14 protein-coding genes are annotated in these 17,768 nt (G+C 50.8%); 9 read left to right on the top strand and 5 right to left on the bottom strand.

What is annotated here, in order from left to right; translation table 11 throughout:
* Positions 1–18: 18 nt before the first annotated feature.
* Both HU175_RS21755 and HU175_RS21750 read left to right on the top strand, forming a co-directional pair.
* Positions 19–3,996, top strand: coding sequence for an FtsW/RodA/SpoVE family cell cycle protein (locus HU175_RS21755; protein WP_176568571.1), 3,978 nt, complete (start codon positions 19–21; stop codon positions 3,994–3,996).
* Positions 3,997–4,016: 20 nt separating this feature from the next.
* The gene (locus HU175_RS21750; RefSeq protein ID WP_176568570.1) at positions 4,017–5,015 is read left to right on the top strand and encodes an FHA domain-containing protein; all 999 of its coding nucleotides are present in this window, start codon (positions 4,017–4,019) and stop codon (positions 5,013–5,015) included.
* Here the strand turns inward: HU175_RS21750 and HU175_RS21745 are convergent.
* Both HU175_RS21745 and HU175_RS21740 read right to left on the bottom strand, forming a co-directional pair.
* Positions 5,012–7,792, bottom strand: coding sequence for a PAS domain-containing protein (locus tag HU175_RS21745; protein ID WP_176568569.1), 2,781 nt, complete (start codon positions 7,790–7,792; stop codon positions 5,012–5,014). The two genes, HU175_RS21750 and HU175_RS21745, sit on opposite strands and share 4 nt — an antisense overlap.
* Positions 7,793–7,906: 114 nt before the next feature.
* A complete protein-coding gene (locus HU175_RS21740) occupies positions 7,907–8,206 on the bottom strand; it encodes a hypothetical protein (protein WP_176568568.1) in 300 nt (99 codons plus the stop codon).
* 760 nt (positions 8,207–8,966) lie between these two features.
* Between HU175_RS21740 and HU175_RS21735 the strand changes: the two genes are divergently transcribed.
* Together HU175_RS21735 and HU175_RS21730 are read left to right on the top strand one after the other, a co-directional pair.
* A complete protein-coding gene (locus HU175_RS21735; RefSeq protein WP_176568567.1) occupies positions 8,967–10,007 on the top strand; it encodes a glutamine synthetase beta-grasp domain-containing protein in 1,041 nt (346 codons plus the stop codon).
* A 171-nt stretch (positions 10,008–10,178) separates the two neighbouring features.
* The gene (locus HU175_RS21730; protein WP_176568566.1) at positions 10,179–10,742 is read left to right on the top strand and encodes a hypothetical protein; all 564 of its coding nucleotides are present in this window, start codon (positions 10,179–10,181) and stop codon (positions 10,740–10,742) included.
* A 74-nt stretch (positions 10,743–10,816) separates the two neighbouring features.
* On the opposite strand, the gene HU175_RS21725 is transcribed toward HU175_RS21730, so the two are convergent.
* Genes HU175_RS21725 through HU175_RS21715 form a run of 3 tightly spaced genes read right to left on the bottom strand, consistent with a single transcriptional unit; the run spans position 10,817 to position 12,636 of the window.
* Positions 10,817–11,410 (bottom strand): DNA mismatch repair protein MutT, encoded by a 594-nt coding sequence (locus HU175_RS21725; protein ID WP_176568565.1) that lies wholly within the window; start codon positions 11,408–11,410, stop codon positions 10,817–10,819.
* A 7-nt stretch (positions 11,411–11,417) separates the two neighbouring features.
* Positions 11,418–11,948, bottom strand: a complete 531-nt coding sequence (locus tag HU175_RS21720; RefSeq protein ID WP_176568564.1) for a dCTP deaminase domain-containing protein — start codon at positions 11,946–11,948, stop codon at positions 11,418–11,420.
* Entirely contained in the window at positions 11,932–12,636 is a 705-nt protein-coding gene (locus tag HU175_RS21715; protein ID WP_176568563.1) for a dCTP deaminase domain-containing protein, read from the bottom strand. Before HU175_RS21715 ends, HU175_RS21720 begins: the two co-directional genes overlap by 17 nt.
* A 119-nt stretch (positions 12,637–12,755) precedes the next feature.
* On the opposite strand from HU175_RS21715, the gene pepT reads away from it, so the two are divergent.
* The 5 genes from pepT to HU175_RS21690 all read left to right on the top strand — a co-directional run bounded on the left by pepT (position 12,756) and on the right by HU175_RS21690 (position 17,597).
* Complete coding sequence (gene pepT, locus HU175_RS21710; protein ID WP_176568562.1) at positions 12,756–14,003, top strand: peptidase T; 1,248 nt, start codon at positions 12,756–12,758, stop codon at positions 14,001–14,003.
* A gap of 78 nt (positions 14,004–14,081) precedes the next feature.
* Entirely contained in the window at positions 14,082–15,041 is a 960-nt protein-coding gene (locus tag HU175_RS21705) for an MBL fold metallo-hydrolase (RefSeq protein ID WP_176568561.1), read from the top strand.
* 151 nt (positions 15,042–15,192) lie between these two features.
* On the top strand, positions 15,193–15,831 hold the full coding sequence (locus tag HU175_RS21700; protein WP_176568560.1) for a viroplasmin family protein: 639 nt from the start codon (positions 15,193–15,195) through the stop codon (positions 15,829–15,831).
* Positions 15,831–16,535: a tRNA1(Val) (adenine(37)-N6)-methyltransferase gene (locus HU175_RS21695; RefSeq protein ID WP_176568559.1), complete on the top strand. Its 705-nt coding sequence runs from the start codon at positions 15,831–15,833 to the stop codon at positions 16,533–16,535. Before HU175_RS21700 ends, HU175_RS21695 begins: the two co-directional genes overlap by 1 nt.
* A gap of 69 nt (positions 16,536–16,604) precedes the next feature.
* On the top strand, positions 16,605–17,597 hold the full coding sequence (locus HU175_RS21690) for a glycosyltransferase family 2 protein (RefSeq protein WP_176568558.1): 993 nt from the start codon (positions 16,605–16,607) through the stop codon (positions 17,595–17,597).
* The last annotated feature ends 171 nt before the right edge of the window (positions 17,598–17,768 follow it).

Raw genomic sequence — 17,768 nt, 5'->3', positions numbered from 1 at the left:
CAAACTTAATTATCTGGTTTGCCCACGAATTCACCCCCGACGTCCAACCGCGTTTACCTGCTCGCCGTAACGGCTGTGTTGTTACTGCTGTTTGGCCGTTTATACATCAATTTACTACCTGAGTTGCAGAAAGCCCGTGAGGCCGTGGCAAGTGGTCAGGCGCTGATTCTGGAACCGGGCCTTAAACCTGAAGCCATCCAGCGGTTGCTGCAGACAGGTAATTATTATACCGACCCCCGCGACGCCCGGCTGGTTGCTGATTCGCTGGCTGCCAAACTGAATCAAAACGACGCGCCGGATAATTTGGGCGCGATTAACAAACGACAGTTTTCCATTGTGACACCCCTTGCCTGGCGTAGTACCATCGGCGGGGCCGATTTCCAAAGTCGGCTGCAGGTATCGCGCGAGCAGATGGGGTTCGACTCGGTGCTGTACGTCCGGGAGCGCAAGAATCCCCGAGCCTACGGGAGTAACGTTAGCGCTGGTTCGGGGGATGCGGAAATCTCGGGACGGGTGCAGAACAATGACGAGCCGATGGCGGACGTACTGGTGCAGCTGAAACGCCACCCGGCAACGGCCCAGCCCGATACGTTACCCGACCTGCTGACCTATGCCCGTACAGATGCCGAGGGGAAGTTTTCGTTTACCGGCTTAACGGAAGAGGCTGGCTATAGCGTGGTGCCGCTCAAACCGGGTTTTGAGTTCGGGAGCCGACGGGGAACAAGTAAACTATCGGGTAGCGAAACCTACACCTTTACCGCGCGGCCCCACCAGATCCGGCTTATTGGAACAACGGTTTACAGCCAGCTTAAAACAGATCACGCATTGCTGGTTCGGTCGCCGGGGGCGTTTACCTGGCGGTTCTGGGGCATCGTCGCCTTGTTTACAGGACTCTTCTGGGCGGTACAGGGCTTCTGGTCGTTACGTCGTTTTCAAACCGATCCGTTGCTTTTGCCCATTCTAATGCTGCTGACGGGCTTGTCGGTGCTGACCCTGCTTGCCATCCAGAACCCGTTACAGGATATTCTGTACGCGAGTCAGACCATACAGGGCGTTGCCCTTGGATTAGTGGGAATGGCGCTTGTATCGCAGCTGAATATTGGCCGTTTCTACGCGGACTGGCGTTTTGACTGGCTCGCTACGTACCGAACCCGTAATTCGGTTGGCCTGTCGGGCTGGACCTGGCTGGTACTGGCCATCGGACTGGCGCTACTGACGCTGCTGGCGGGCACAGGCCCGGAGGGCAGTGGCGTACGGGTAAACCTGTCGATCCTGGGGCTGACGTTCCAACCGAGCGAAATCACAAAATATCTGCTGCTCTTCTTTTTTGCGGGTTTCTTTGCTGCCAATGAGCAACAGATTCGCCAGTTGCCCGACCTGCGCTGGCGCTTTGCGGTCAGCTTTGGCGCGCTGGCAGGGGCGGGGCTGCTGATGCTGCTCTACCTGCTACTAGGCGACATGGGACCAGCGCTGGTCGTATGCTTTACGTTTCTCCTCTTCTATAGCATTGCCCGGGGAAATCTGGCCGTAACGCTGGCGACGGGGCTGGGGTATGGGCTGGCGTTGTGGCTGTTGCCGGGTGCTATCGCTACGTTAGCTGCCTTGCTGGTATTGATTGGCTATTTATACTTCACCGGGCAGGCTCGCTCCCAGTCAGGACTAGGCTGGGCGGCTCTGCTTACCGAAGCGCCCGTCCTGCTTTTGCTCGTCATGGCCATGTTTGCCTTCGGTGATTTGCTGCCGTTTGTGGGTGACCGGCTAGCTGATCGGAAAGCCATGTGGCTGAGCCCCTGGAACAATGATGTGTACGGCGGAGATCACCTGGCGCACGGGTTCTGGACGCTCTCGTCGGGGGGCTGGACGGGACAGGGGCTGGGAAAAGGATTTGCCAGCGCCATGCCTGCCGCGCATACCGATATGATTCTGCCGAGTATGGGCGAAGAACTGGGCGGCTTGGGCGTGGTCTGCGTGTTTCTGCTGATGGGTATCCTGCTGCATCGTACCTTTCTGCACGCCCGGCGGGCCGGTCAGCCGTTCAGCTTTTTTCTGGTGGCCGGGATTGCCATTGCCACGGGTGTCCAGTTCCTGATTATTGCGGGTGGTTCTATTGGTCTGTTGCCCTTAACAGGGATCAGCGTTCCGTTTCTGAGCTACGGAAAAATCTCGCTGATCGTTAATCTCGTGGCCATGGGTATCGTATTTGGCGTGGCCAGTCGACCGGGGCAGGCCGCTCAACGCGAGTACCTGGAAAAACATTACGATCTGGTACTAATGGCTGGTATTGCCGGTTTCCTGATCGGCGTAGCGGTGCTGATTGGCCGGCTGTTGCCCATTATCGGCTGGAAAGGCAGCGAATACATCGTTCGTCCGGCGCGGGTTATCACCCGAAACGGCGATCCAGTGTATAGCTACAATCCCCGTATCGGGCGACTAGTACGCGAATTAGCCGCTGGTACGATCTACGACCGCAATGGGCTGGTGCTGGCTACTAGTACGCCGGGCGAGGTTACGAAACAAGCAACTAAACTGCGTGAGAGTGGCTTGAAAGCGGCTGACCTGACGACGCTTACGCAGAAACGGCAGCAGCGGTACTACCCGTTTGGTGAGCAGATGTTTTTTTGGGTGGGCGACCTGAATACGCAGCTTTTCTGGGGGCAGAGCAACGGCTACTACGCCGAGGCAACGCATTTGAGCGAACTGCGGGGTTTCAACAGCCGACCGCGCAAAAGTGAACTGGTAGCGACGGACTACCGGGCTGATCGATTTAGTCCGTCGGTAGAGCAGACCCGAACGCTGGCGATCTATGACTATAGCGAACTGGCCCCAGCCCTGCGGGCCGGACTCGATAGCAAGGAGGTGGCCCAGCGAAAAGCGCAGAACCGGGACATGAAGCTGAGCGTCAACGCCGAACTCCAGGTAGCGCTGCAGCAGGGGTTGGCCCGGTCCGAGTACCGAAACAAACGTATGTCGGTGGTGGTGATGGATGCCAGATCGGGCGATTTGCTGGCGTCGGCCATGTACCCGCTGCCAAACCTGAAAACTCCGGAAGCCATGCTGCTGCCCGACCGCGACCGGCAGAAACTATCGTACCTGGTAACCGAGCGGGATCTGGGGATGACGTACCCAACCGCACCCGGCTCAACGGCGAAAATCCTGACGGCTATGGCGGCTCTGAACAAAGAAGGCATTGCCGCGGCTCAAACCAGCTATCAGATTGGCTGCGACGAGATCATTCGGCGGGGTGCCCGCGAGTCGGAGCCTTGTAACGAGTCGGTTGATATGCGGAAAGCCATCGTTCGGTCCAGCAATGTCTATTTCATCCGGCTGGCCAATGAAGAAAAACTCGATACCCAACTGGCGGACCTGTATCTGGCTACGGGGATGAACATCGATTTTGTGGGCGGTTATTCGTTTTCGGATACGCACACCGACGAAGAGCAGTTGAAAATTCGTAAGCACTGGCAGGATTCTGCTTTCGCCGTTCGGCGACAACTGTATAAAAGTACCCAGTACCCACGCCGATACCGGAGTGAGTTTTCGGGCCTGGCCTGGGGGCAGGGGCAATTAACGGCGACTCCGGCATCGCTGGCCCGGATGGCTGGGGTAATTGCCAATAATGGCCTGTTGCAGCCTTCCCGTTACGTATTGAGTCTGGCCGGGAAAGCGCAACCGATTGCACCGGGAGAGCGGCTGGCCCGACAGCCTGCCTACGCCGAGGAACTGACCGATTTTATGATCGATCAGTCAAACACGGGCCGATCGAAAATCAGTGTAGCTCGGGTGGCTGGTAAGACCGGCACCCCCGAACGGATGGTACGTGGCGTCCGGCGTAACGATGGCTGGTACGTTTTCTTTGCACCCACGCCCGATGGTCGCTCCCGAACGGTAGTCAGCATCCGTATCGAACTTGGCGAATCGTCGGTTGATGCGGTTCAGCTGGCTAATACTATTGTGGCTCCAATTCTGAGGGAGCGCGGCTATCTGGGGAGCTTTTAACACCTTGACTAGAGAAGAAAATGGGTATTCTGGATAAACTTAAAGAGGCTTTTGGCTTTACACCCGCCGACGCTTCCCGCGACCAAAAAATAGCTGAACCGACCCCAACAGCCGAGACTAGTTCAACAAAACGTCCATCTGTAGAGACTCGGTCAGAAGAGACTCGGTCAGAAGAGACTCGGTCGGAACAATCGAAAGAAAAACTGAGTCCTAATCCGGGACCATCCAGTCCGGGACCATCCAGTCTGGGACCACCGCCAGCGGCTCTGCGACGCGATGCGGTGCTTCGGTTCGTGGTCGAAAAACTGCGGCCTTACCAGAATGAGTCGGCCACGGCGGTGATTGGCTTACGGTTGTTTGTTGCCTATCAGAGTCCTGAAGAAGCTGACGAATACAGCGTGGCGTTGTGGGAGAATCAGCCGGGCCGGTTCCAGCAGGAACTGAACCGGCTGCTGCTGGATAATTACATTACGCTGCCCAGCAACTGGTCGCTGACCTGTACGTTGGTAGCCGGAGTGCTTCCACCAGCCACCTATCAACAGACTAATCTGGGTTTGACCATCGTCCGGGATGATACGCCCGCCGACGGTCCGGCTCCAGTGGCCCGGCTGAAAGCGGTGAAAGGTCAGCTGGCCCAGGAAGAATATCGGCTTGATCCAGCCGAAAAAAGCAGCTTCTGCATTGGCCGGGGGAGAACGACCGAAACGACTTCGGGCCGGGTACGAACGAACGATATTGTAATTTTGAATCCTGACGATCCTGGGTTTAATCCGGAGCGGGGTGGTACTAACGGAGCCGTCAGCCGGGCGCACGCAACAATACGCTACGATGCTGCTAAACGACGCTACGTACTACTCGTCGATCCAGGTGGTTTGCCGGCCAGCGGGAATAAAACCAAACTCTTTCACGCCAATGATCAGATGGAGCGGGCCGACATTGCTGGCTTGAGTTACCCGCTGCTGGATGGCGATCAGATTGAACTGGGGGGAGCTGTCAGTCTGCTGTTCTCGCTGGATTAAGCGGGCAGATAAACTGAGAACGTAGCGCCCTCGCCGGGTTCGCTCGTGGCCAAAATCATGCCGTTGTGATTATCGACAACCTTCTGCACAATGGCGAGTCCTATGCCCGTGCCGGCGTATTGACTGCGGTTGTGCAACCGCTGGAAGACCTGAAAGATGCGACTTCGGTACTGTTCATCGAAGCCAATGCCATTGTCTGATACCTGAATTCGGTAATATGAAGCCACCGGGCGCGCTGGTCGTCCAACAGCGGGAAGTTCGTCGCCGGTAACCTGGTCAACCTTGATCGATATAACGGGTGGCTGACCATTACGGCGGAACTTAATGGCATTCGACAACAGGTTTTGAAACAACTGCCGGAGCTGCGATTCGTCGCCGGTCACGGTGGGCAGGGGAGGCCGGTTGATTGTTGCCCCCGACTCCAGAATGGCTACGTCCAGGTCGCTCATAACCCAGCTTATGACCTGATCCAGCGCGACAGGCCGCTGAATCTTCTGGTCGCTGGTTAGCCGAGAATAGGCCAGCAGATCTTTGATCAGAATGGCCATCCGCGTTGAGGCACTCTGCATCCGGCCCAGCAGATCGACGCCCGTTTCGGAAAGTGTATCAGCGTACTGGTCTTTCAGAATATTGCCAAAGGATTCAATCTTTCGCAGGGGTTCCTGCAGATCATGGCTGGCTACGTAGGCAAACTGCTGCAGGTTCTCATTGGAACGTCGTAAATCCAGGTTCAGCGCTTCCAGCTTTAACTGCGCCTGCTTTAGTTCTGTAATATCCAGGAACGATAATACGATAAACCCATCTTCGCGAACGCCCTGTACCTCATACCAGATGTCGTATCCTTCATGCACGTAGTGGTTCTGAAAGCGCAGGCTGTTGCCGTTCTCGCTTTCCGCCAATGCTTTGTACTGCAGCCAGAGACCGCTGGCGGCAATGCCGGGAAAAACCTGATGCATGGTTCTACCGATCAATTCTTCCGAGCGTCGCCCCGTCAGGCGGAGGGCCATCTGGTTCATCAGCTCGTACCGGAGATCGATTACGTCGCCAGTTGCTTCGTCACGAACGATTGAGTACAGGCTAATGGCTGTCAGGGCGCTGTCGGTAACGAGTCGTAATTGTTCGGCCTGCTGGTTGACCCGGTCTGTTGCCTGCTGCAAGTCCTGAGTCCGGGTCCTGACCTGCTGTTCCAGCTCCTGTTCCGTTCGACGCTGGCTGGTTACTTCCTGGGTCGTACCCATGATGGCGTAGGCAGTACCTTTCTCGTCAAACAGCACTTGTCCCCGCGAATGCATGATCCGATCGAGACCTGACCGGCGGTTCTTGAGTTCGTATTCGATGTCCAGCAGGTTCGGTTGGGCCGGATTCGCATTGCTGATAAACTGGGTAAACCAATCGTGGTCAGGTACACTTTGAAACAGGTCTTCGAGACTGACTGGATCATCGGGCTGGACCCCGAGCCATTCTTTGATGCGTTCAGAAACTACCCACTCTTCGGCAATTAGACTGAAACGCCAGGTGCCGAGCTGAGCCAGGTCGACGGCCATGCGAAGACTTTCTTCGGTTTCTTTTAATTCCTGACGGGCCTGCACTTCGGCCGTAATGTCCTGAATAATACTGATCAGGCAGTTGGGCGTACCGTCGGGATTCCAGACGATAGCCGAGTTGAGTCGCGCCCAGATAATAGTGCCGTCCTTGCGGATGTAGCGTTTGTCCAGTACGTAAGACGGGATGTCCCGGTTCCGGAGCTGTTCGATTAGTTGCTTGTTGAGCGCTAATTCATCAGGATGGCTTATAACCGAAAAATGCACGCCGGTTAGCTCGGCTGGTTGATAGCCAACCATATCGCCAAACTTCCTGTTCACCAGCTGAATAGTGGCCGTAGGGTCGAGAACTGCTACCCCAACGGAAGCGTTGTCGAACGCTACCTGATAACGCCGACTATCGCTGTGCAGGGCTTCCTGCTGCTCCTTTTCTACGGTGATATCCTTTTTTATGCCTGCAAACCGGTAAGCTGTATGATGCTGATTAAAGTCGGCTTTTCCCTGGGCATGAATCCACCGCAACTGACCCGTCTGCTGATGAATAATTCGGTAATCAATGTTGAAATAGGCTTGTTTGTCGGGGTTCAATGCATCCTGAAATGCACTGAAAAAAGCGCTTCTGTCCGCTGCATGAACACAGGACAAAATAACATCCGTTGTGATAGACAAACCGGCAGAGAGACCAAACATGGCCCGGCAACTGCTATCCCAGTGCATGATGTTGTCAATCGGGTAGAAGAACCAGGTGCCAAACCCCGTGCCCTCAAGAGCCTGCTCCCGCTCCAGTTGATGCTGGTTTGAAACGTCAGTCATGGAGCCAATCAGCCGGGTCGTATTGCCGTGCCGAACGGACAGGTAAGCCTGCGTATGAACGGGCGAATATGTACCATCTGCCCGCCGAAATCGATACTCTGCAGACCAGTTTGGGGCGCCCTCCTTAATTTTCTGCTGAACCGCAGTCAGAATCCGGTCCCGGTCGTCCGGATGAATACGGGAAGACCAGGCGTTGATCCCGGCCGTTTCCACGTCGGCCGTTTCCACGTCGGCCGCTTCCACGTCGGCCGCTGTCTCCCAGGAGATGGAGCCAAATTGATGATAAAAATTGTCATTCCACCAGATCGTGTCATTAACCAGGTCCCACTCCCAGATCACGTCGTGAGTGGCTTTGGCTACTAACGCAAATCGTTCATTAGCTAAAGCCAGATCTGCGTCTAATGAATTGGTGTCACTTGTCATGTTGGTTGCTTCGTCGAACGAAAAGCAAATATCTTACTTTCGTAAAGGGAAGCAGTGCCGTTTGCGCGAATTGCGGCTATAGAGCCGTAAATTATGCGGTCTTCTGGCCGGCGGTCAGTATCGATTGCTGATGATAGGATTGCCTGCCTGCTGGCGAATGACTAACTCAGGATTCGTGGCCTCGTAGTGCATGATCGCCCTGTGGCCTGCTTCGGCCAGTTCATAGCGGATGGTTGCTGTATCGACCGTAGCGACAATCAATTGATTACTAAGTAAAAAGTGAAGATAACTCTTAATCATCGGGTGCTGGAAGCCCGTGACTAGGTCCAACTGATCGGCTGTCATAAGCTGACGAATCGCAATCAGAACCCTGTATTGCCCAAAAGTGAGTGTTTTCGTGAGTGAATTCGGCATTTTTGAATGCTGGTAGGATTTCTCCGAGTTAAACAGATCCAAACAGAACGCTCAACCAGATACTATCTTATTTGTCGTACAGATCATATAAAAGTAGGATTGATTATACATTTATGGTAAACCTTTATCGTACTTGGCAAGTATTGGACCAAACTCATTAGTACAGGAATTAACTGCAATATTCCGATCAGGTAATCCCGCTTGTCGGGAAGTTTTCCTGGCTTTCTGGAGTAGCGTTGATGAGATTGTTTTATTGGTTAAGCGATACTGCGATTCAACTGGTTGCCGTCCATCATGAACAGGCCCGTCGTTGATGCCTGCTTCGTTATGAAGAGAAATCAAAATGCATACCAATTGAGCAATGTTTACTAATTGTTACTCTAATGTGTTATTTGGTATCAGTGCTATGGATCGGCAGAATCCTTCCGTTACGGGGCGGTAAAAAGCCAGTTTTTAGGTAGGGGAATAGTAGTCTGGTGACGATGCCTATTATTTTATGGGTGTATTTTTAGTGCATTCTGATCGTAAACCACTAGCGGTATGATAGGATGTAACTACATTGATTAATTGTCTGTAAGTAGATTTGCAGGCATTATTGGGGAATTGTGCACCGAACGAATAATTAGTATAATATTTTCGGAGAAACAGTAAAAAATAGGGTGAAGACTATTATCGACAGATAGAAATATTTGTTTGCCCCTTTATATTTGCTGAGTATATCAAATACAATCTAGATAAATAGATAACTCACCCGTACATCATGGCAAAGTCGAAGTTAGAGTACATTTGGCTCGATGGGTATAAACCCACGCAAAGTCTGCGTTCCAAAACTAAAATCGAAGACGATTTCTCTGGGAGCCTTGAAGATTGCCCAATGTGGTCGTTTGACGGTTCGTCAACCGAACAGGCTCCAGGTGGCTCATCTGACTGTTTGTTGAAACCTGTTTTTATCTGCCCTGATCCGCAGCGTAAAAATGCTTATCTGGTTATGTGTGAGGTGCTTAACTCAGATGGTACCGCTCACCCGACGAACGGTCGGGCAACCATTGAGGATGACGATAACGATTTCTGGTTTGGTTTTGAACAGGAATACTTCCTGTGGGATATGGAAATTGACAAGCCACTTGGTTTCCCGGCTGAAGGTTTCCCTACCCGTCCACAAGGTCCTTACTACTGCTCGGTTGGCGCCCAGAATGCCTTTGGCCGAAATATTGTAGAAGAGCACCTCGACGCCTGCCTCGATGCTGGTTTGAACGTTGAAGGTATCAACGCTGAAGTAGCTACCGGCCAGTGGGAATTCCAGATTTTTGCCAAAGGTGCTAAAGAAGCTGGCGACCAGATCTGGGTTGCTCGCTATATGCTGGAACGTATTGGCGAATCGTACGGTGTGTCGATCAACTGGCACTGCAAACCACTGGGCGACACCGACTGGAACGGCTCGGGTATGCACGCTAACTTCTCGAACACGGCTCTGCGTACGGCTGGTAACAAAGCAACCTATGACACGATCTGCCAGGCATTTGGCAGCTCGCCTGAGGTTATCAAAGCGCACATCGATGTGTATGGTGCCGATAACGAAATGCGTTTGACGGGTAAACACGAAACCCAGTCGATCGACCAGTTCTCGTACGGTATATCTGACCGCGGTGCGTCGATCCGTATCCCAATCGCTACGGTTGAGCGGGGCTGGAAAGGCTGGCTGGAAGATCGTCGTCCCAACTCGGCGGCTGATCCCTACAAAGTAGCAGCCCAGATCATCAAAACGGTTAAATCGGCTGACATTGCTGAAACGGTAGCGTAAGCAACGATTAGCTCTTTATAAAGAAAGCCTGTCTGCGTCATCGTAGGCAGGCTTTTTCTGTTTGGAGGATACCCCGGAAAGCAAAAGTGGGGTCAGCAGCCAAGTTTGTAGCCCTATCCTATGGCACACGATTTCTGTCATTCATTGGGGAATAAGCCGTAGCTTTGTCGTATGGCAAACTACAAGAACGAAGGATTTGATCCTAAAGAAATAAATGAGCTGAAGGAAGAATGCCGTCAGGAAGGGCAGTCGTTCATCTATGTAGAAGACGAAGACCTGGACGTGCTCGAATCGGGGGAATGTGTTCATATCCAGTTCCCCGGAACGTACGAAGGTCAGGAAGTTATCTATGACGCACTGGTCTATACGTTACGGTTGCACCACAGCAGCCTGGTGTATGAGATGGCGCTGGAGCAGGTTCGGAAAACGTTTCCAACCTACGTTCCGCCCGAAGATCGTGAGCTTGGCTACACTATTGCTCCTGAGCTGGAAGAAGAAGCTGAAACGGCATTAACCGAAATAATCGAAGAGATTGAAGAAACCGAAACCGTTAAGGTGAAGGAAAACATCGACGTTGATACCGACTTTGAATACGGCATCAGCCTGGATGTGTGCATCAATGTCGAAGAAATCACGGACGACGTTGTGGAAGAGTTCGTTCAGGGCTTCAACAACAACACGCTGTCGCTGGACGATACGTTATATTCGTTCACGAGCGAAGACGAAGAAAATTAAAACCGGCTAGCCCGGACGAGTTTACCAAACGTTCGGTGGGGCAACCTGCCGGACGTTTGGTAAACTCTTCTTTATTATTTTATGCAGCTATTAAAAGCTATTTGTGACCAAGATTCTAAATAGTCAAAGTTCTCATTTAGTTCTGATATAGATGCCCATTGGCCATCCATCTTATCTATTTCAATTACGTCAACATCAGATGTATGCGATTCAACTCTGAACAGCAAGCCTAGGTGCACTTTCCCTACTTCTGATATATCATCGTTTATAAATCCAAGAAAAACGGGAGGTTCGAAAGAAACAATTCTTACTTCTTCGTGTAACTCTCTTAATAAGCCCCCTAATATTATATCTTTTTCTTTATTGTAATCAATAGGGTTTATGTGTCCACCAACTCCTATTGACATCTTATTATGAAGTCTAGCCTCTGTCTGCTTTGTTTTCCTTTTTAGTAATAAATATTTCTCTTGATAAGTAATTAGAATGTATGGGATAATTTGTTTAAAAGACTCATCATTCTCTGCCGAGGCTCTGTTAACCTCAGTACAACTATTTAATATTAGATCGTACATTTGACTAGACTTCTCATCGAAAAAGCCAAATGGTTGTTTATCTAACAAAAACTGAATTTTCTTTCTGGGAACAGCAATAATTATTTCGTCTGTCATAGAGTGGTTATGGGAGTTGGATTGTAGGCTTGTTTGCATTTTGATACTTACCGTTATAGGCATTTACGTGCTTAGTTGAAGATTTCAATAAGAAGAGTGAACCTACTTTCTGTCGAGCAAGTATTCTTATTCTCATATCCGAAAGATTGCAAATTTCGAACGTAATTTTTCCTGAGAATCCAGGGTCTATTTGTGAATCACTGCAGTGAAGTGAAACGAAAAGCCTTGCTAGAGAGCCTTTCGTTTGTAACATTCCGAAATATCCTATTGGGATATTTATAGTTTCATAAGAACAAGCTAAAATAGATTGATGGGGCTCTAATATTACACCTGATTGCGTGTCAATTATCTCTTCTTGAATCCAAGATTTTGGAATGGGGTTTCCGTACGTAACGATAGAATTATCAGTAGGAATAATTCTTATAATATTGCAGTCAAGAGTTAAACATATAGATGTTTGATCAAAGCTGTTCTCCGACCCAATAACAATATTATGTTGCCTTATTAAAGCCTCTAAATTTTCACCTACTATTATCATTTTTTGTAGAGTCTACTTTTGGATTACTCTGTTCAACTTGATACAATATAAAGTTTCTGTTTGTTACACCTATTGAAACAGATACTAGTACAGATAGTAGTATGCTTACAATAGATATTACAATGGGTAGCCAGTCTTTATTTGCTTTGACATATGATATTATTTTTTGTTTTCTATTTGTGTAAGTATTATTAACCTGAGTATTATTGTCATAATCTTTTAATGGATTAGTTTTATTAGATTCCATTTGAAAAAATACACAAGAACATAAAGGTTGTCCTTTCTTTATGAGAATCTTCTTTCTGCTACCATTGTATAAGCCAATATTTAATTTTCCTTGAAATCCAGGATTGATTTTGCCTGATGAAATAAATGTACCTTGATATATTTGATGGCCTTTTCCAATGACTATTCCAAAAACATTTAGAGGTAAACAAATTCTTTGTTCTGTTTCTATAAGTATCGCGCTAAAAGGTTCGATATATACTCCATCTTCAGGCATAATGTAATATTTACCACTATCCTGAAATAAAAACTTGTTTCCTACTGATAAATCCAACGATGAAGGACCATCTTCGATATTATCAATATGAGGAGAGATATATATAAGACTGTCACTAGATTTTAAGTTACTATTGTATATCTTCCAGTCTTTTGTAAGCCTTGTTTCTAAGTCAACTACTGCCATAAATAATTTATAAAGTAATTAAAGAGGGCTTCTTCAGTGCAAAAGTAATGTAAGTCAACTTATAATTGATAGATTTATTACATATGAAATTTTAGATTTCTTTTTATCTTCTTTACTCAATGCAGCACTACCAATTCACCGCCCTTGACCGCTTCCTGCGGTACGTTCAAATCGATACGCAGTCGGATCCGCAGTCGGCAACGAACCCCAGTACCGAAAAGCAGAAAGATCTGAGCCGGATGCTGGTTCAGGAATTGATCGACATGGGTATCGAGGATGCCGAACTGGACGAGTGGGGCTACGTGTACGCAACTATTCCGGCAAACACGGATAAGACTAACGTGCCGACCATCTGCTTCTGCTCCCATGTCGATACGTCGCCGGATGTAACGGGCGCGGGGGTAAAACCTATGATTCATACCGAGTGGGCCGGTGATGATATTATTCTGCCCGACGATCCGGCGCAGATCATCCGGGTCGCCGATCATCCTGATCTGCTGGAGCAAGTAGGTAACGACATCATCACGGCCAGCGGGACAACGCTGCTGGGAGCTGACAACAAGGCCGGCGTTGCCGAGATTATGGACGCGGCCCATTATCTGCTCACTCACCCAGAGGTGAAGCACGGTAAAATTCGATTGCTTTTTACGCCCGACGAAGAGGTAGGACGAGGAACCGAGAAAGTCAATATTGCGAAGCTAAACGCCGATTTCGGCTACACCATCGATGGGGAAGCGTTGGGGACGCTGGAGGATGAAACCTTCTCCGCCGACGGCGTAACGATCACGATTCAGGGTGTCAGTACACACCCCGGTTTTGCGAAAGGCAAGCTGGAAAACGCGATCAAAATTGCCGCCGATCTGCTGGCGCTGCTGCCTAAAAACGCTATCTCTCCCGAAACGACCGATCAGAAAGATGGTTTTATCCACCCAACCCGGCTGGAAGGTAATCAGGATCAGGCGGTGCTGGACTTTATCATCCGCGACTTCAACGAGGGCGGGTTGCACGAAAAGGAAACGTACCTGGAAAATCAGCTTAATGACGTATTGAAAAACTATCCTGGTTCGTCGGCGCAACTGGTGGTAAAGGAGCAATACCGGAACATGAAAGAAGTCCTGGATCTGCATCCGGCGGTGGTCGATAATGCGCTCGAAGCGATCCGTCGATCGGGACTGAATGCCGAACGGCGTAGCATCCGGGGTGGTACGGACGGTTCTCGATTGTCGTTTATGGGGTTGCCCTGTCCCAACATTTTTGCCGGTGAACATGCCTTTCACTCGCGGCTCGAATGGGTATCAGTACAGGACATGCAGAAAGCCGTGGAAGTGATTGTTAACGTAGCGCAGGTCTGGGAAGAACGTAGCTAGTGCGCGCTGAGCCTTTGAAAGGGATGCTGAACAATCTATTGTTTTGGTAGGTTGAATGGCAAACTAATCTCAACGCGCATGGAAAGTCAACTTGAACTCGATACACCAGTAGGAACAGGTCTGTCGTCACCGTACGATGTCACGGCTGACGTAGCCGGCCTGAAAACGTTGTTTGTTAACGTATTCTTTATCGGCGAACCGGGTCCGGGAAATCCCTGGGTATTAGTTGATGCTGGTTTCTTTGGCTACGCTGACTCAATCCGGAAAAAAGCGGAAGAACTGTTTGGGGCTGGTACCCGGCCCAAAGCTATTGTGTTGACGCACGGCCACGCCGACCACGTTGGTAGCCTGAAAACGCTCCTGGAAACTTGGGATGTACCGGTCTACGCACATCCGCTTGAGCTGCCTTACTTACAGGGTAAGTCAAGTTATCCGCCACCTGATCCTGGTATTGGTGGGGGCGGCATGGCCTACATGTCCTGGGTATTCCCAATTGGTCCAATGGATTTTGGGGATAAGATTAAAGTGATTGCCAGCAACGGACAAATTCCGGAACTACCCGACTGGCGGGTGATTCATACGCCGGGGCATGCGCCGGGCCATATTTCGCTGTTCCGCGATCGGGACCGTACGCTCATTGCCGGTGACGCCTTTGTAACGACAAACCAGAACGCAATTACGGCCGTTGCCACGCAGAGCGAAGAGTTTCATGGACCGCCGGCTTACTTTACCTGCGATTGGGAAGCGGCTCAGAAGTCGGTTGAGTTGCTGAATAACTTAAATCCCAAAGCCGCTGGTACGGGGCATGGCGTGTCTGTACGGGGGCTTGACCTCGAATTAGGCTTGAACAGGTTGGCGCACGACTTCAAGAACTTATCGATTCCGTCGGAGGGACGTTACGTAAAGCAACCCGCCATAACTGACGAAACAGGTATCGTAGACATGCCTACGCCAACGTCTTACAACGTAGCGAGGGCTATTGGTGTTGGTATGGTTCTTAGCCTGGTGGCCTTTTTCTTCTGGCCGAACAAGCGATAAAACAACGTAATAAACGAAATTACTGAGCGGGCTAACTCACAAGTTAGCCCGCTCAGTGCGTAAGGAGCGGCAAGGTCCCAGCCCGACCGAAGCCAAAGGGAAAGCATCCGATCCGGCAAATAGTCGTTACTTTTGCGGAAAAACGGAAGAAATGGCTGCGAAGAAACCCAAGTTTTATGTTGTCTGGAAAGGTCGGGAAACAGGCGTTTACGATTCCTGGGCCGACTGTCAGCGGCAAACGGCGGGTTTCGACGGGGCATTGTTCAAAGCGTTCGACAGCAAGCCCGCTGCCGTCAAAGCATTCAAGGAAAAGCCCCATATGCACATCGGTCAGGGACCGAAACCCGCTGGTAAACAAGGGAAAATTTCGGAGTTGGTTGGCCAGCCCATCGAAGACAGCCTGGTTGTCGATGCCGCCTGGAACACGGCGACCGGCGATATGGAATACCAGGGCATATACCTGGCTACCCGGCAGAAACTCTTTCTGAAAGGGCCTTACGCCGATGGAACGAATAACATTGGGGAGTTTCTGGCGATCGTTCACGCACTGGCCCTTTTGCATCAGAAGAGCAGCAATATTCCCATTTATTCCGATTCGCGCACGGCGATCAGCTGGGTAAAAAACAAGCGGGCCAACACGAAACTCGAAGAAACAGGACGTAATGCCGAGCTGTTCGACCTGCTCGAGCGGGCCGAAACCTGGCTGAAATCGCATCGCTATGCCAACCCGATTCTGAAATGGGAAACAACCGTCTGGGGCGAAAACCCAGCGGATTTTGGTAGGAAATAATGTTCCGGTTCAAACAATTCACTATTCGGCAGGAGCGTACGGCCATGAAAGTTTGTACAGATGCCTGCGTGCTGGGTGCCTGGGCTGCCATTGACGACGTACCAAACGCCCGAATTCTTGACATCGGTACCGGAACGGGCCTGCTGGCGCTGATGGCCGCGCAACGAAACGTAACAGCGTTGATTGATGCCGTCGAGGTCGACCCGGCCGCAGCCGGACAAGCCACGGAAAACGTAGCGGCTAGTCCGTTCGCTGATCGGGTGACGGTATACAACACCCGCATTCAAGATTTTGAATCAGCACAGCGCTACGATCACATCCTGACGAATCCGCCGTTTTATACCAATCATCTGCGTTCACCCGATGCCGCCGTGAACCGGGCCCTGCATACCGACGATTTACCGTTTTCTGAACTGCTGGAAGCCGTGAATCGACTGCTGAAACCCGGCGGGGAATGGTGGGTCTTGCTGCCGCCTTACGAAGCAACCAAATTGGCCGAACTAGCTGCCCCGTATGCGTTGTTACCGGTTCGTAGGCTGGCGTTGCAGCATAATGCCCAGAAACCGGTTTTTCGAGTGCTGACGGGTTTTGCCTATGGGCAGGCGCCTTGTCGGGATGAAACACTGGTTATTTACGAACCGGATGGGCGAACATACACAGCTGCCTTCCAAAGTCTGCTTCGTGCGTTTTACCTGATATTCTGAATACCTTTGTGCCTGCCCCGCCGTTACTTACCAGAGATTGAGTAACCTGAGGAAACGGTATCACTTTTCATGACTGAATCGATTCAATTAACCGTTCTGATCCCCCTCTACAACGAAGACGAGTCGCTGCCCGAACTGCATGACTGGATTGTGCGGGTGGTGACGGAACAGAACTACACCTACGAAATCCTGTTCGTGGACGACGGCAGTACCGATGATTCCTGGAACGTTATTGAACGTCTGTCGGTACGTAATTCGCACGTACGCGGAATTCGCTTCACCCGCAACTATGGCAAGACGACGGCGCTGCAAACCGGATTTCAGGCCTGTCGGGGTCAAGTAATCATTACGATGGACGCCGACTTACAGGACAGTCCCGATGAGATTCCCGAACTCTACCGGATGATTACCGAAGACAAATACGATCTGGTGTCGGGCTGGAAGCAGAAACGTTACGATCCGATTACAAAGACCCTGCCGACTAAATTGTTCAACGCCGTGTCGCGCTGGATTTCGGGCGTACAACTGCACGATTTCAACTGCGGCCTGAAAGCATACCGGCAGAAAGTAGTGAAAACCATCGCGCCCTCGCTCTACGGCGACATGCACCGGAACCTGCCTATTGTGGCAAACTGGAACGGTTTTAGTAGGATTGGTGAGAAGGTGGTGCAGCACCGGGCGCGCAAATATGGTACAACCAAGTTCGGGCTGGAGCGTTTTGTAAATGGCTTCCTGGACGTATTGGTCATCGGCTTCGTGCATCGGTTCAGTAAGCGGCCCATGCACTTCTTCGGTACGCTCGGTACGTTGTCGTTTTTCATTGGCTCGGTGCTGGCCATCTGGTTGATTGTTGAGAAACTGATCAATATTTCGCAGGGTGTCAAGTTTAGAAATGCGACCGATAACCCCCTGTTTTTCTTTGGCTTGGTAGCGATCATTCTGGGGGTCCAGCTCTTTCTGGCGGGCTTCATTGGCGAGATGCTTGTCCGGCAGAGTATGCACCATTCGGGCGAGCACCAGATAGCCGAACGAATCGGATTTTCGGGCCCCGTGTCCGTTTAAGCGAAAAAATACAGACTGTAGTTTTCAACGTGTATATTTACAACCGTTCCGTTTTTTCTGCTGCGTTTCTGATGACAGAGCAGCAGAAAAAACGGAATCATTATTTTATCTGTCATCGACTGGATTATTCCAGGTTTTTCTTTTACTTGTATGCAAGCTTTTTCCGAGCCA

It is taken from the genome of Spirosoma sp. KUDC1026 (assembly GCF_013375035.1).
GTDB lineage: Bacteria > Bacteroidota > Bacteroidia > Cytophagales > Spirosomataceae > Spirosoma.
The sequence above is the reverse complement of the archived record's forward strand: the minus strand, read 5'-3'. Positions and strand labels throughout refer to the sequence as shown.